This is a genomic window from Bordetella sputigena (genome assembly GCF_965137885.1).
Lineage (GTDB): Bacteria > Pseudomonadota > Gammaproteobacteria > Burkholderiales > Burkholderiaceae_B > Bordetella_C > Bordetella_C sputigena.
In genome coordinates, this window is the sequence record NZ_CBCSCA010000002.1 from 62,251 (window position 1) to 75,054 (window position 12,804).

Sequence of the window (12,804 nt, forward strand, 5' to 3'; positions counted from 1 at the left end):
CCGCGCCTAGCCGGCCGCGCCTGGCCAGCCGCGCCTGGCCGGCGTCAGTGGGTGCCGATGATATAGCCGATAGCCAGGCAGGCCGCCGCGATGGCGGCGACCGCGGTCGCCTGCCAGACGCGCAGCTCCTTGTAGATATCGCGGCCGGGCGCCGTGATGGCGGCGCCGCCCTGCTCCATCGCCGTGGACGGCGCGGCTTGCCGCGTGGAAGCGGCGCCGAACGAGGCGTCGCCGACCCCCGCGGCGTTGGCCGCGCCGGCGCCGGCCGGCGCGAAGCTGCCCTTGAAGCGCGCGAAGAACTCGGCCGCCATCCGCTTGGCCACGCCATCGATGAGCCTTGAACCGACCTGGGCCAGCTTGCCCGAGACTTCCGCGCTTGCGGTATAGGCCAGCTGCGTGGCGGGCGCACCGGCGTCGCCGGCGGGCGCCAGCGCAACCGTCGCGCTGCCTTTTCCGAACCCCGCCGCTCCGCCCGAACCCTCGAAGGACAGCGCGTAACCATGCGGAGGATCGGCGTCGCGAATAGCCAGCCGGCCCTGGAAACGCGCCTTCACCGGCCCGACCGCCGCGAGCATGCTGACGCGGTATTCATTGTCGGCCTGCCGTTCGATCGATTCACAGCCCGGAATACAGGCCTTCAATATCTCGGGGTCATTCAGCGCAGCCCAAACCGCATCCCGCGTGGCGGGAATGCGTTGTTCTCCGGTCATTTCCATTGCAGCCCGCTCCGGGTTCTGGGAAGGCATGCACTCTAAATTACCTTGACCATACAGTCAATAAAACAGCGGATTATCCCATCGATGGTGCGGCGTGCGGGCCGACGGTGCGGCATGGGCCGACCCGGTGCATCGCCATCGCTCGAGCGCCGCTTCAAGGCCGGCGTTCCCTTAGCCCATCCGGCACATATATGGCTGTATTGAAAGGATTTTCAGGGTCGAATAACGACATCCTCATGGGCGATCCGCATGACGGCCATAGCGTCTCCGCTCCGTCTGGCGCATGTTCCGGATGTGCCAGCCTCAGGGTAAACACTGCGTCCCGACGCGGGTTTTAATCTTGTGTTGATTAACCATGTAGTCAATAATTTCGACACCGCCGCGGCGTTCAGGGCGGCCAGATTCATTCGATATCACGAGGGGCATATGAAAACCGCAACCTTCCTGCAGCGCGCCATCCTGGGCGCGGCGATCTGCCTGGGCTTGGCGTCCGGCGGCAGCGCCGCGGCTGCCGAGAAGCTCAAGCTAGTCTTCCCGACTTCGTCCGCCACGCTCGCCCTGCCTTACCTGGTGGCGCAGAAGAAAGGCTGGCTGGACGCGGAGGCCATCCAGGTCAGCGGCGACTCCAATGCCGTGCGCGCGCTGCTGGCGGGCACGGGCGACGTCGCCATCGTCGGCGCCTTCAATGCCTTCGCCGCCGCCGGCGAAGGCGCCAAGTTCAAGGCCATAGGTACCTGGCAAGGCATCAACGACTACGAACTGGTGGTGGCCAGCGACATCGGCACCATGAAAGACATCGAAGGCAAGATCTTCGCGGGCACCGGCCCCGGCGGTCCGCCGGAAGAATTCGGCAAACTGCTGTTCCGCAAGAACGGCGTGGATGCCTCCAAGGTGCGGTTCATCGCCGTCTCCGGCGGGCACGCCAACATCGTGCAGGCCCTGATGGCCGGACGGGCGTCGGCGGGCATGGTCAACACGCTGAGCGCCGTGACCGGCGTGCGCACCGGCAAGATCAAGATCCTGGTCAGCATGGGCTCCGCCTATCCGCAGATCGGCTATGTCTACAACCTGGTGCGCAACGATCGCATCGACGACCCCGCGCTCAAACCCAGGCTGCAGCAGCTGACGCTGGCCGGCATCAAGGCGTCCCGCTACATCATGGATCATCCCGATGAGGCCGTGCAGATCCTGGTGGAGCGCTACCCGGACCTGGACAAAGGCCTGGCCACCGACGTCGTGCAGGAGCTGAACCGCAACAAGGTCTGGGGCGTGAACGGCGGCATCTCCAAGGAACAGGTGGCCGCCACGCTGGACGTCTTCAAGAGCACCGGCATGCTCAAGGCGGACGTCGATCCGGCCCAGATGTTCGATTACCGCTTCATCGATGCCGCGCTGAAGGAAGTGGGAGGGAAATAACGTGGGAAGCCTTTCTATCCTGAGGAACGCCGGCGCCGCGATGTTCACCGGCAGCGCGGCGGTCACCGCCGGCAGCGCCGCCGCTCCCATGCCCGCGCCGGGCGCGCCCATGGTCGACATCCGCGGGCTGAGCAAGTATTACTTCGTACGCGACACCGAAAGCGGCGGCGAGCCGCGCCGCATCGTCGCGCTCGACAAGGTCGACGCCACCATCGCGCGCGGCGAGTTCATCTCCCTGCTCGGTCCCAGCGGCTGCGGCAAGACCACGCTGCTGCGCATCGCCGCCGGCCTGACGCAATGGGCGGAAGGCTCCATCGCCATCGGCGGCCAGCCGGTGAACGGGCCGCGCAAGGACGCCTGTATGGTGTTCCAGCATTTCGGTCTGCTGCCCTGGCGCAGCGTCATCGCCAACGTCGGCTTCCCCCTGGAACTGGACGGCGTGCCGCTGAAGGAGCGCACCGAGCGCGGCATGGAGCTGCTGAAACTGGTCGGCCTGACCAAATACGCATCGCACTATCCCCATGAGCTGTCCGGCGGCATGCAGCAGCGGGTCGCCATCGCCCGCGCGCTGATGCGCCAGCCCAAGGTGCTGTTCATGGACGAGCCCTTCGGCGCCCTGGACGCGCAGACGCGCGAAAAGCTGCAGGAAGACTTCCTGAAGATCTGGGCGAACATCGGCACCACCGTCATGTTCGTCACGCACAGCATCGACGAAGCGCTGGTCCTGTCGGACCGGATTTTCGTTTTTACGCCCAGCCCCGGGCGCCTGAAAGCTATCGTCGATTCGCCCTTGAAGGACGAACGGCTGGGCGGCGACCCGCGCGCCCATCGGGCCTATGGCGACGCACGCCACGAACTGCGCAGCATGTTGATGGAGAGTCCGCAATGAGTTCCGCCGTAAGCGCATCCAAGCCTTCCGCCGCGGAAGCGCGGCCGGCCGGCCCGAAATGGTGGGTCGCGCATCCGAACATCGTCCGCTGCCTGTCGGTGGCGGTCTTCCTGCTGCTTTGGGAATACTTCGGACGCAAGATCGACCCGCTGTTCCTGGCGCCGCCCAGCCGCATCTTCGCGGCGGCCGTCGAACTGACCAACAGCGGCGAACTGGGCCGCGCCTTGATGGCGACGCTCTACCCCTTCGTCATCGGCATGGTCATCAGCGTGGTCGCGGGCGTGGTGCTTGGCATCGCCATGGCGCAATCCCGGCTGTTCGAGTACATCATCGATCCCTTCGTCAACGCCTTCTACGCCATACCGCGTATCGCGCTGGTACCGCTGATCATGCTGTGGGCCGGCCTGGATACCACCGGGAAGATCGTGATCCTGGTGTCCAACGCGATCTTCCCGGTGATCATCAACACCTACGCCGGTATCCGCGACGTGCGCGGCTCCATACTGGAAGTAGGCAAGGCCTATGGCGCCACGCGGCCGCAGATCTTCTTCAAGATCCTGCTGCCGTCGGCCGTGCCCTTCATCATGACCGGCATCCGCCTGACAGTGGGCCAGGCCATCATCGGCATCATCGTGGCCGAGTTCCTGACCGCTCAGACCGGCCTGGGCGGCATGATCGTCTACTACGCCAATCTGTTCGCCACCGCCAAGCTGTTCGTGCCCATCATCGTCATCGGCGTCCTGGGCGTGGCGCTGACCGAGCTGGTGCAGCTGGTCGAACGGCGCTTCTCGCGCTGGCGCAAGCTGGAGCAGGACCGTGGCTGAGCAGGAACGCGGCCGCGCGCCGCAGCGCATTGCCCTGATCGGCTTCGGCGCGATGGGCGGACACGTTCATCGCGCATTGGCGGACGACGCAGGGCTGCGCATCACGGACGTGATCGTGCCGCCCGAGCTTGTCGACGAAACGCAGGCCAGGCTGCAAGGCCAGGCCCGCGTCGTCGGCAAGGTGGGCGATATCGATACGCCGCCGGATTTTGCGCTGGAGTGCGCCGGACACCAGGCCGTCGCGGGCACGGTGCCGCAGCTGCTGGCGCGCGGCGTGGACGTGATCATCGCTTCGGTGGGCGCGCTCAGCCAGGATGGCCTGCTTGAATCCCTGGAACGCGCCGCCTTGCAAGGCGGCGCACAGCTGACGCTGGTGCCGGGGGCGGTGGCTGGCATCGACGCACTGGCGGCGGCGCGCCAGCAAGGCCTGGTGTCCGTGGAATATATCGGCCGCAAGGCGCCCGCCGGCTGGCGCGGCACGGCCGCGGAACGGAAGCTGGACCTGGACGCGCTGGCCAAACCCACCGTGTTCTTCGAAGGCACGGCGCGCGAGGCCGCGGCGCTCTATCCCAAGAACGCCAACGTGGCCGCCATGGTGGGTCTGGCGGGCATAGGCCTGGACCGCACGCGCGTAACGCTGGTGGCCGATCCAGCCGCACTGCGCAACCATCACCGCATCATCGCGCGCGGCGAATTCGGCGACCTCGACATCCAGACAGCGGGTGTCACGCTGCCGGACAATCCCAAGACCTCGATGCTGGCCGCGCTGTCCATCGTGCGCGCGGTGCGCAATCGCGTGGCGGGCGTGGTGATCTGATCCGGACGGCGCCGCTTCAGGCCGACGCGGCCTGGCCGGCGCCGTCAGGCACGGCGTCCGTGGCGTCCGCGGCGTCGGGCCGCAGATAGCGCAGCACCATTTCGGCGGCGTGATCCAGGCGCTGCTTGATACGCTGCGCCGTCATCAGCCTTTGGCCGAAGATGGCCTCGAAGGTGTAGCGGTTGCTGACGTAATGCGCGGTCAGCGAAGTAATCGAGATATACAGGTCGACCGCGTCTATGTTTTCGCGGAACAGGCCTTCGTGCTGTCCACGCCGCAGCAGGTCGCGGATGGTGTCGAGCAGCGGGTTGTACATCTCGCGGATCACGGCGGACGTGACGATGTGCTTGCCCTGGTTCAGGTTCTCGCTGGAGAGAATGCGCTGGAACTCCGGAAAGCGCACCCATACCTGCCCGGTGAACACGACCAGCCGGCGCATGCCGTTGACCGGGTCCATGCCGCGTAGCTGCAGGTCCTTCTGGCGTGAGCGGATGGCGTCGTAGGTGTACTCCAGCACCGCGGTGAACAGGTCGTCCTTGTTGCCGAAGTGGTGGTAAAGCACGTTCTTGTTGATGCCGGCCCGCAGCGCGATCTCGTCGACCCGCCCGCCGTCGTAGCCCTTGCTGGAGAATTCCGCCAGCGCGGCCTGGATAATGGTTTCGCGCGTCTTGCGCGAGCTTTCACGGCGCACCACCGGCCGCGCTTTGTCGCGCGGCGGGCGTGCCTCGATCGGTGCGTCTTGGGAGCTCATGTCGGCGTTTTGATGATCTTGCTTGATGGCGCGGCGATGGCCCGACGGTGGTCCGGCAAAGGCCCGGCGGCCGCGGCCGGCACAGTTGGCCCATACGTGGCCAATACGTGGCCGATATAGGGCGGATATGTGGCCAGTATCCGGCCGGAACGGCGGCGGCGATGCAGCGCATCGGCCTGCCGCCATTCTAGACGAGAATGCGGTCGGGGCAGCCGCGCTCAGGACAGATGGGTCGCATCCAGGTGAGCGGAGCGGCGCTTGAACAGTTCTTCGTCGGCATAGCCCATGGTCTCCGGACGGGCGCGGCCCAGCATGACCTGGAAATAGACCGGCTCCAGGCTGCGGTTCTCGTAGCCGTGGATGACCCCGGGCGGACACGCGATGCACTCCCACGGCCCCAGGCGCGTCCAGCGGGGTTCGCCGCCCTCTTCCTGAATGAAGACATCCAGGAAGCCCTGCAGGACGAAGAACACTTCCTCGACCTCGTGCGTGTGGGCGGCGTTGCCCTGCCCCGGGTTGACGAACATGATGCTGAGCGTGAAGCCCCGCGCCGGAATCACGGTGGTATCGCCCACCTTGCCCGATCCGCCCGCCCCGATGAAGCGGTGCTGGGCGCGCTTGTAGCCTTCGATTTTGGCGTCTTCGAATGCATTCCAATCGGGCACGCGGTTGGAGAACCGCGCGACGTACTTCTGCTCGATTTCTTCCAGGGTGGCGTTGGCCAATTCGGGGGGCCGCGGATGACGGGCGATAGCCATTACAGGGACTCCATGGTGGGATTTTCCGGGCCGCGACGGCGGCTTCGGCATGTCGACCAGATTAATTAAAATTGACTAAATAGTCAATTTTAAGAACCACGCGACGCGCCCCACTGGCGCCTCCCCGGAGCAGAATACGGGATTTCCCCTACGCAGCTCTCGCATGGGCGAGCCACGCCGCCGTCTGATGCCGGCTGAAGTTAGACTATTTAGACAGGAAACAGAATCACCGGAGCCGCCAAAGCAGCGCGGCCAGCACTAGGGCTGGCCGCGTGGCACGCAATGCGGTCGGGACGCGATCGCCGGATGACCGGCGTCGGCGGGCGCCCGGCGCGGGAGGCCCGGCGCCGGCGTCTTCTTACGGATACAGGCCGCGCACCTGGCGCGCCTGCAGGATGCGCGTGCACGCCACGATGAACGCGGCGGTGCGCAGCGTCACCTTGTGCTCGCGCGCCACCTGGGACACGGCGGCGTAGGCGTCGCGCATGATGCGCTCCAGGCGATGGTTGATCTCTTCTTCCGTCCAGAAGAAGCTGGAGAAGTCCTGCACCCATTCAAAGTAGCTGACCGTCACGCCGCCGGCGTTGGCCACGACGTCGGGCACGACCAGGATGCCCTTGTCGAACAGGATGTCGTCCGCCTCCGGCGTGGTCGGGCCGTTGGCGCCTTCCACCACCACCTTGGCGTTGATTCCCGCGGCGTTCGTGCTGTTGATCTGCCCTTCCAGCGCGGCGGGAATCAGGAATTCGGTTTCCAGCTTCCAGAAGTCGGCCGGATCCAGCGCCTGCGCTTTCTCGTAGCCGCCCACGCCGCCATTCTGCGAAACGTGCACCAGCAGCTCCGGCACATCCAGGCCGAATTCGTTATAGATGGTGCCGGTATGGTCCTGCACCGCGATGATCTTGGCGCCCACGCCGTGGAACAGGCGCGCCGCCGTGCCGCCGACATTGCCGAAGCCCTGCACGATCACGCGGGCGCCGTTGACGTCGAAGCCCAGGTCGCGGGCCGCCTCGCAGCCGACCACGAACACGCCGCGCCCGGTGGCCTCCACGCGGCCCAGGCTGCCGCCCAGCGCCACCGGTTTGCCGGTGACCACGCCGGTGGCCGTGGAGCCCTCGTTCATGGAATAGGTATCCATCATCCACGCCATGATCTGGGCGTTGGTATTCACGTCGGGCGCGGGAATGTCCTTGGACGGACCGATGATGACGCCGATTTCGCTGGTGTAGCGGCGCGTGATGCGTTCCAGCTCGGCCTGGGACAAGCCGCGCGGGTCCACGCGTATGCCGCCCTTGGCGCCGCCGTAGGGCAGGTTGACCGCCGCATTCTTGATGGACATCCAGGCCGCCAGGGCCATGACTTCGGACAAGGTGACGTCCTGGTGGAAGCGCACGCCCCCCTTGCCCGGACCACGAGAGGTGTTGTGCTGGACGCGGTAGCCCTCGAAATGGGCGATGCGGCCGTTGTCCAGTTCCACCGGCACGTCGACGATCAGCGCGCGCTTGGGACGTTTCAGGGTTTCGACCCAGCGGCCCAGCGCCCCGAGATAGGGCGTGACCCGGTCGACCTGTTGCAGATAGATACCCCAGGGGCCGAGATCGTCGGGATTCAGGTACGACGGCAAAGCATGGGTAGGCGTTTGTTGCATTCGAACTGCTCCTCACGTGTGGTCGCGCACATTGTAGACGCAACACAGATCGCCGTCCCCGTTAAATTAATAAATTAACTTAAAGGGGACGCATAGGAACGTTTCCAAGAAACAACGTAATTTCAACGCGACAGCGTGGGAATACTTGCCCTACATGCCCAGATACGCCTGCCGCACTTCGTCGGAAGCCGCCAGTTCGGCGGCGTCGCCCGACAGCGCGACCGCGCCGCTCTGCATCACATAGGCGCGGGTCGCCACATCGAGGGCCGCGTTCATGTTCTGCTCGACCAGCAGCACCGACAGACCCTCCTGCTTGTTCAGGGCGGCCAGCGCGTCGAAGACCTGCTCCACCAGCAGCGGCGACAGCCCGAGGCTGGGCTCATCGACCAGCAGCAGCCGCGGGCCGCTCATCAGCGCGCGGCCGATGGCCAGCATCTGGCGCTCGCCGCCCGACATGGTGCCGGCCAGCTGCGTCCGGCGCTCCTTCAGCCGGGGGAACACGTCGTAGACATGCTCCAGCCGCTGGCGGTAGACCGCCTCGCCGGGCACGGTATAGGCACCCAGGCGCAGATTCTGTTCGACGGGCTGGCGGGCGAAGACCCGCGCGCCTTCCGGAATCATCGCGATGCCGCGCTTGACCAGTTTTTCCGGGCGAGTGCCGGTAATCTCCTGCCCTTCGAAGAAAACCCGTCCGGACGCCGGGCGCACGGTGCCGACGATAGCCGCCAGCGTGCTCGATTTGCCGGCGCCGTTGGCGCCCAGCAGCGCGGTGATTTCGCCCGGACGCACCTCCAGCGAAATCCCGCGCACCGCCTGCACGCCGCCGTAGGCCACGTGCAGGTCCTCTACTTTGAGCATCGCGTCAGGCACGGTGCTTTCTCCCCAAATAAGCCTCGATCACCGCGGGATCGCGCACGATGTCCTGCGGCGGCCCTTCCGCGATGGTCTGGCCAAAGTTCAGCACCAGGACGCGCTGCGCCAGGCGCATCACCACTTCGAGCACGTGCTCGACGATGATCAGCGTGACGCCGGCGCCGTGGATGCGGCGCAGGATTTCACTGAGCGCGATGGCTTCGGTGGGATTGAGGCCCCCCGCCACCTCGTCCAGCAGCAGCATGCGCGGCTCGGTGGCCAGCGCGCGCGCCAGCTCCACCCGTTTCTGGCCCGCCACGTTCAGTCCCGCCGCCTTGACGTCGGCGCGGTCGGCCAGGCCGACCAGCTCCAGGACTTTCTGCGCCGCATGGCGGGCGTCGTTCAGGCGCGGATGGCGCAACAGCGCACCCACCATGGTGTTTTCCAGCACCGTCATCTGGCCGAAGTTGCGCGGGATCTGGTACGTGCGCACCAGGCCCATCGCCGCCACCTCCTCGGGCTTGCGGCCCAGCATGGACTGGCCGTTGAACGTCACGGTGCCGGAGGTCGGCGCATGATGCCCGACCAGGCCATTGAAGAGCGTGCTTTTGCCCGCGCCGTTCGGACCGATGATGGCAACGATTTCGCCGGCCTGCACATCCAGGCTGATGTCCTTGTTGGCGACCAGGCCGCCGAAGCGTTTGGTCAGTTGTTTGACTTCAAGCAGAGCCACGGCGCCCCCTCAAGGTGATCAGGCCGCCGGGCAGGAACATGGTCACCAGCAGAATGGCCAAACCGAATACCAGCAGGTCCAGGCCCAGGCCGGAACTGCCCCACATCACACGCGTGCCTTCGGACAGCGGCAGCAGCACGGCGGCGCCTATCCACGGCCCCACCAGCGTGCCCACGCCGCCCAGGATGGCGACCAGCACCACCTGCACCGACATGGTCAGGCTGAACGTCGACTCCGGATCGATGAAGCCGACGTACATGGCGAAGAACCCGCCCCAGGCGCCCGTCACGGCGGCCGACAGCACGAAGGCCAGCATCTTGTAGCGATCGGCGGGCACGCCGAGGCTGCGCGCGGCGGCCTCGTCGCCGTTGATGGCGCGCCAGTAGAAGCCGGTACGCGAATGCACCAGGAAATACGTCAGCAGGAAAGTCAGCAAGGCCAGCGCCACCGCGATCCAGTAGTAAGGCGTCTTGGTGCGGAACAGCAGCATCAGGGGCGAATCGCCGATGGGTGCTTCGACACCGACCGCGCCGCCGGCCCAGTCCCAGTTGATCATCAGCAGCAGGCCGATCTGCAGCAGGGCGATGGTCGCCATGGCGAAGTAGTGCCCCGACAACCGCAGGGTCGGGCCGCCAACCACCCAGGCCAGGACGGCCGACACCAGCGCGCCGGCCGGGATGCCCAGCAGCGGCGTCACTTTCAGGTGATGCAGCAGCAGGATGGTCGTGTAGGCGCCCACGCCGACGAACACGCCGTGCCCGAAGGAGATGCGGCCCAGGAATCCGCCGACCAGGTTCCACGCCGCGCCCAGCGCGCCGAACATCAGCACCAGCAACAGCACCTGGATGGTGAACTGATCCTTGATGAACAGGGGCGCCAGGGCGAACAGCACCGCCACCACGAAAGCGGCGACCAGCGGCGCGCGGGAATGCCTGGCCTTGGCCGGCATCGCCGCGGTCATATCCATTTGTTTTACGGTATTCATATCACCACCGCCCGAACAGGCCGCGCGGCCGGTACCAGAGAACCAGAATGAACAGGATGAACACCGACACCGTCTTCAAGGCGGGCGCGACGAAATAGCCCGTCATCGCCTCGATGATGCCGATCAGGATGCCCGCGATGAAGGCGCCGGGCAGCGAACCGAAACCGCCCATGCAGACCGCGACGAAGGCCAGCAGTCCGAATACGGTGCCCACCGAGGGAAACACGTAGAAGAAGGTCGTCAGCAGCGCGCCCGCCAGGCCCACCGCGGCGCTGCCCAGCATCCATACCTGCGCGTTGACGCGGTCCGGCGAAATGCCGACCAGCGCCGCGACCTCGCGGTCTTCCGCCACGGCTTGCAGCGCATGGCCCCAGCGCGTGCGATAGACCAGCACGAACAGCGCGATCACCACCAGCAGCGCGATCAGGCCCGTGACCACCTGGGGCCGCCCGATCGAGATCCCGGCCAGGGTCACGCTGCCGGACACCAGGGTGTCGGGCAGGTTGCGGTAGTCCGGCGTGAAGGCGATGAACGCCAGCTGCCGCAGCACCAGGCCCAGGCCGAAGGTGGCCAGGATGATGGCCATCGGCGGCCCTTTCTGCAGGCGCTTGATGATCAGGGCATACGTCAGGAAACCGACGAAACCCAGCAATATGGCGACCAGCGGCGCCGACAGCGTCGGGTCCACGTGGCCCAGCGTAAAGAACCAGTAGGCGGCGTACATGGCCAGCATCAGGAATTCGCCGTGGGCGAAATTGATGACGTCCGTGATACCCCAGATCAGGGCCAGGCCGACCGCCACGGCGGCGTAGATCAGGCCGTTGAACAGCCCGGCGTAAAGCGCTTCAAACATGCGGGACTCCTGCGGCGGGCCCCGGCGGACCCGCCGCGTCTTGCGTTGCACCAGCGTGCCGGCCGATTACTTCCAGGTGAAGGGAAGCGCGGGCAGCGACTTGTCGGCGTTGAAGTTGGCCGGCCATACGGTCTGGTAGCCCGGGCCCTTCATTTGCAGGATCAGGCCGGCGCCCTTGCTGTTCTGGCCCTTGTCGTCGAACTTGACGCCGGACCACGGCATGGCGATCTGGTTGCCGTTCAGGTCGGTGGCGGCCAGCGCCTTGCGGATGGCTTCGGGATCGGTGGAACCGGCGCGGTTGATGGCGTCGGCCAGCACCAGCACGCCTTGCATGGAACGGGCGTTGTTGCCGTTCAGGTCCTTGCCGGTCTTGGCCTTGTACAGCTCGTTGACCTTCTTCAGGATGGGCTGGTTGGCGGCGATGTCGTTGCTCCACACGTCGCGGGTCAGTACGCCCTGCACCTGCGCGCCGACTTCCTGCACGAAGCGCGAATCGATGAAGCCGGCGTCGTTGGCCAGGAAGATGGGCGGCGCGTACTTGGCCTCGCGCATGGTGCGCACGAACAGCATGGCGTCGGACGTGTAGCTGGCGAAGATCGCCACGTCGGGCTTGGCATTGGCCAGCTTCTGCACTTCGGAGGTCACCGAGGCCGAGCCTGCCGTGTAGGCGATGTTGGCGACGATTTCGCGCTTGTACTGCTTGGCGAACTTCTCCAGCGCCTTGTAGGTGTTGACGCCGAAGTCGGTGTTTTCGTACACCACCGCGATGCGCTTGGTCGGCTGGTCCTTGATGCCGTCCAGGAACTGCATCATGTTTTCGATGAAGGTCTCATCGGTGGGCGAGGTGCGGAAGAACCACTTGTAGCCGCGCTCGGTCAGGTCGGGACTGCTCGATTCGCCGTTCAGGTACGGGATGCCGGCCTGTTCCGCGACGCGGCTGGCCGTCTTGGTCACGGCGGACTGGTAGGCGCCGGTCAAGGCCACCACCTTTTCCTGCTGGATCAGGCGCTGCGCGTCGGCCAGGCCGACTTCCGGCTTGCCTTGCGAATCGCCGAAGACGACTTCGATCTTGGCGCCGCCCAGCTTCGGCAGACCCGCGCCTTCCGCCAGCGGCAGGCCCTTCAGTTCCGGATGCGGGTTGTTGACGATGTCGACCGCCAATTCGATGGCGGCCTTGATTTCCGCGCCGGTGGATGCCAGCGCGCCGCTGAGCGGATAGATGGCGCCGATGCGCACGGTCTTGTCCTGCGCGGCGGCGGGCTGCCCGAACGTCAGCGCGAGACACGCGGCGGCGCTCGCGATCAGCTTGAATTTCATAATTGCTCCTGGGAATCTGACAACTCAATAAAGGGAAACTGCCGACAGCAAGCTTATCCGCTGCGTCGCCGCAAGACCGCCCGAACAAACCCTGACAGAATCGGTAACGACTGCCGGGATGCAGGGCCGTTCGCGGCGGCGAACGGTGCGCCCGGCCGGCGCCGCGCGCAATGGCGTGGCGCCGGCCGGACACTTCCAAACGAGGATTGCGGCGACTCGCGCCGGGTATCGCGGATCAGGCTACA

13 protein-coding genes are annotated in these 12,804 nt (G+C 66.0%); 4 read left to right on the forward strand and 9 right to left on the reverse strand.

Features of this window, described 5'->3' with window-relative positions:
• Positions 1-44: 44 nt before the first annotated feature.
• Complete coding sequence (locus ACNA0R_RS03490; protein ID WP_415824525.1) at positions 45-716, reverse strand: CoxG family protein; 672 nt, start codon at positions 714-716, stop codon at positions 45-47.
• Positions 717-1,142: 426 nt separating this feature from the next.
• Here ACNA0R_RS03490 and ACNA0R_RS03495 point away from each other — a divergent pair, with 426 nt between their 5' ends.
• From ACNA0R_RS03495 to ACNA0R_RS03510, 4 genes are read left to right on the forward strand one after another with little or no spacing between them, the layout of a single operon-like run.
• Positions 1,143-2,132: an ABC transporter substrate-binding protein gene (locus ACNA0R_RS03495; protein ID WP_415824526.1), complete on the forward strand. Its 990-nt coding sequence runs from the start codon at positions 1,143-1,145 to the stop codon at positions 2,130-2,132.
• A gap of 1 nt (position 2,133) precedes the next feature.
• A complete protein-coding gene (locus ACNA0R_RS03500; RefSeq protein WP_415824527.1) occupies positions 2,134-3,021 on the forward strand; it encodes an ABC transporter ATP-binding protein in 888 nt (295 codons plus the stop codon).
• A complete protein-coding gene (locus ACNA0R_RS03505; RefSeq protein WP_415824528.1) occupies positions 3,018-3,845 on the forward strand; it encodes an ABC transporter permease in 828 nt (275 codons plus the stop codon). The genes ACNA0R_RS03500 and ACNA0R_RS03505 overlap by 4 nt, the downstream gene beginning before the upstream one ends.
• On the forward strand, positions 3,838-4,662 hold the full coding sequence (locus ACNA0R_RS03510; RefSeq protein ID WP_415824529.1) for an aspartate dehydrogenase: 825 nt from the start codon (positions 3,838-3,840) through the stop codon (positions 4,660-4,662). Before ACNA0R_RS03505 ends, ACNA0R_RS03510 begins: the two co-directional genes overlap by 8 nt.
• A 16-nt stretch (positions 4,663-4,678) precedes the next feature.
• On the opposite strand, the gene ACNA0R_RS03515 is transcribed toward ACNA0R_RS03510, so the two are convergent.
• The 8 genes from ACNA0R_RS03515 to ACNA0R_RS03550 form a co-directional block, all read right to left on the reverse strand.
• Positions 4,679-5,413: a TetR/AcrR family transcriptional regulator gene (locus tag ACNA0R_RS03515; protein ID WP_415824530.1), complete on the reverse strand. Its 735-nt coding sequence runs from the start codon at positions 5,411-5,413 to the stop codon at positions 4,679-4,681.
• A 218-nt stretch (positions 5,414-5,631) separates the two neighbouring features.
• Positions 5,632-6,171: a cupin domain-containing protein gene (locus tag ACNA0R_RS03520; RefSeq protein WP_415824531.1), complete on the reverse strand. Its 540-nt coding sequence runs from the start codon at positions 6,169-6,171 to the stop codon at positions 5,632-5,634.
• Positions 6,172-6,529: 358 nt separating this feature from the next.
• A complete protein-coding gene (locus ACNA0R_RS03525; RefSeq protein WP_415824533.1) occupies positions 6,530-7,819 on the reverse strand; it encodes a Glu/Leu/Phe/Val family dehydrogenase in 1,290 nt (429 codons plus the stop codon).
• A gap of 150 nt (positions 7,820-7,969) precedes the next feature.
• Positions 7,970-8,677 (reverse strand): ABC transporter ATP-binding protein, encoded by a 708-nt coding sequence (locus ACNA0R_RS03530; RefSeq protein WP_415825013.1) that lies wholly within the window; start codon positions 8,675-8,677, stop codon positions 7,970-7,972.
• A gap of 4 nt (positions 8,678-8,681) precedes the next feature.
• The gene (locus ACNA0R_RS03535; RefSeq protein WP_415824534.1) at positions 8,682-9,404 is read right to left on the reverse strand and encodes an ABC transporter ATP-binding protein; all 723 of its coding nucleotides are present in this window, start codon (positions 9,402-9,404) and stop codon (positions 8,682-8,684) included.
• Complete coding sequence (locus tag ACNA0R_RS03540; protein WP_415825014.1) at positions 9,391-10,353, reverse strand: branched-chain amino acid ABC transporter permease; 963 nt, start codon at positions 10,351-10,353, stop codon at positions 9,391-9,393. The genes ACNA0R_RS03535 and ACNA0R_RS03540 overlap by 14 nt, the downstream gene beginning before the upstream one ends.
• Before the next feature lie 37 nt (positions 10,354-10,390).
• Complete coding sequence (locus tag ACNA0R_RS03545) at positions 10,391-11,242, reverse strand: branched-chain amino acid ABC transporter permease (protein ID WP_415824535.1); 852 nt, start codon at positions 11,240-11,242, stop codon at positions 10,391-10,393.
• Positions 11,243-11,308: 66 nt separating this feature from the next.
• Positions 11,309-12,559 (reverse strand): ABC transporter substrate-binding protein, encoded by a 1,251-nt coding sequence (locus ACNA0R_RS03550; RefSeq protein WP_415824536.1) that lies wholly within the window; start codon positions 12,557-12,559, stop codon positions 11,309-11,311.
• Positions 12,560-12,804 lie beyond the last annotated feature (245 nt).

What these genes read in the sequence shown, in the direction of transcription:
- ACNA0R_RS03490 (WP_415824525.1), bottom strand. Translation starts at nt 716, where the DNA reads ATGGAAATGACCGGAGAACAACGCATTCCCGCCACGCGGGATGCGGTT.
- ACNA0R_RS03495 (WP_415824526.1), top strand. Translation starts at nt 1,143, where the DNA reads ATGAAAACCGCAACCTTCCTGCAGCGCGCCATCCTGGGCGCGGCGATC.
- ACNA0R_RS03505 (WP_415824528.1), top strand. Translation starts at nt 3,018, where the DNA reads ATGAGTTCCGCCGTAAGCGCATCCAAGCCTTCCGCCGCGGAAGCGCGG.
- ACNA0R_RS03515 (WP_415824530.1), bottom strand. Translation starts at nt 5,413, where the DNA reads ATGAGCTCCCAAGACGCACCGATCGAGGCACGCCCGCCGCGCGACAAA.
- ACNA0R_RS03520 (WP_415824531.1), bottom strand. Translation starts at nt 6,171, where the DNA reads ATGGCTATCGCCCGTCATCCGCGGCCCCCCGAATTGGCCAACGCCACC.
- ACNA0R_RS03525 (WP_415824533.1), bottom strand. Translation starts at nt 7,819, where the DNA reads ATGCAACAAACGCCTACCCATGCTTTGCCGTCGTACCTGAATCCCGAC.
- ACNA0R_RS03530 (WP_415825013.1), bottom strand. Translation starts at nt 8,677, where the DNA reads ATGCTCAAAGTAGAGGACCTGCACGTGGCCTACGGCGGCGTGCAGGCG.
- ACNA0R_RS03540 (WP_415825014.1), bottom strand. Translation starts at nt 10,353, where the DNA reads ATGCCGGCCAAGGCCAGGCATTCCCGCGCGCCGCTGGTCGCCGCTTTC.
- ACNA0R_RS03545 (WP_415824535.1), bottom strand. Translation starts at nt 11,242, where the DNA reads ATGTTTGAAGCGCTTTACGCCGGGCTGTTCAACGGCCTGATCTACGCC.
- ACNA0R_RS03550 (WP_415824536.1), bottom strand. Translation starts at nt 12,559, where the DNA reads ATGAAATTCAAGCTGATCGCGAGCGCCGCCGCGTGTCTCGCGCTGACG.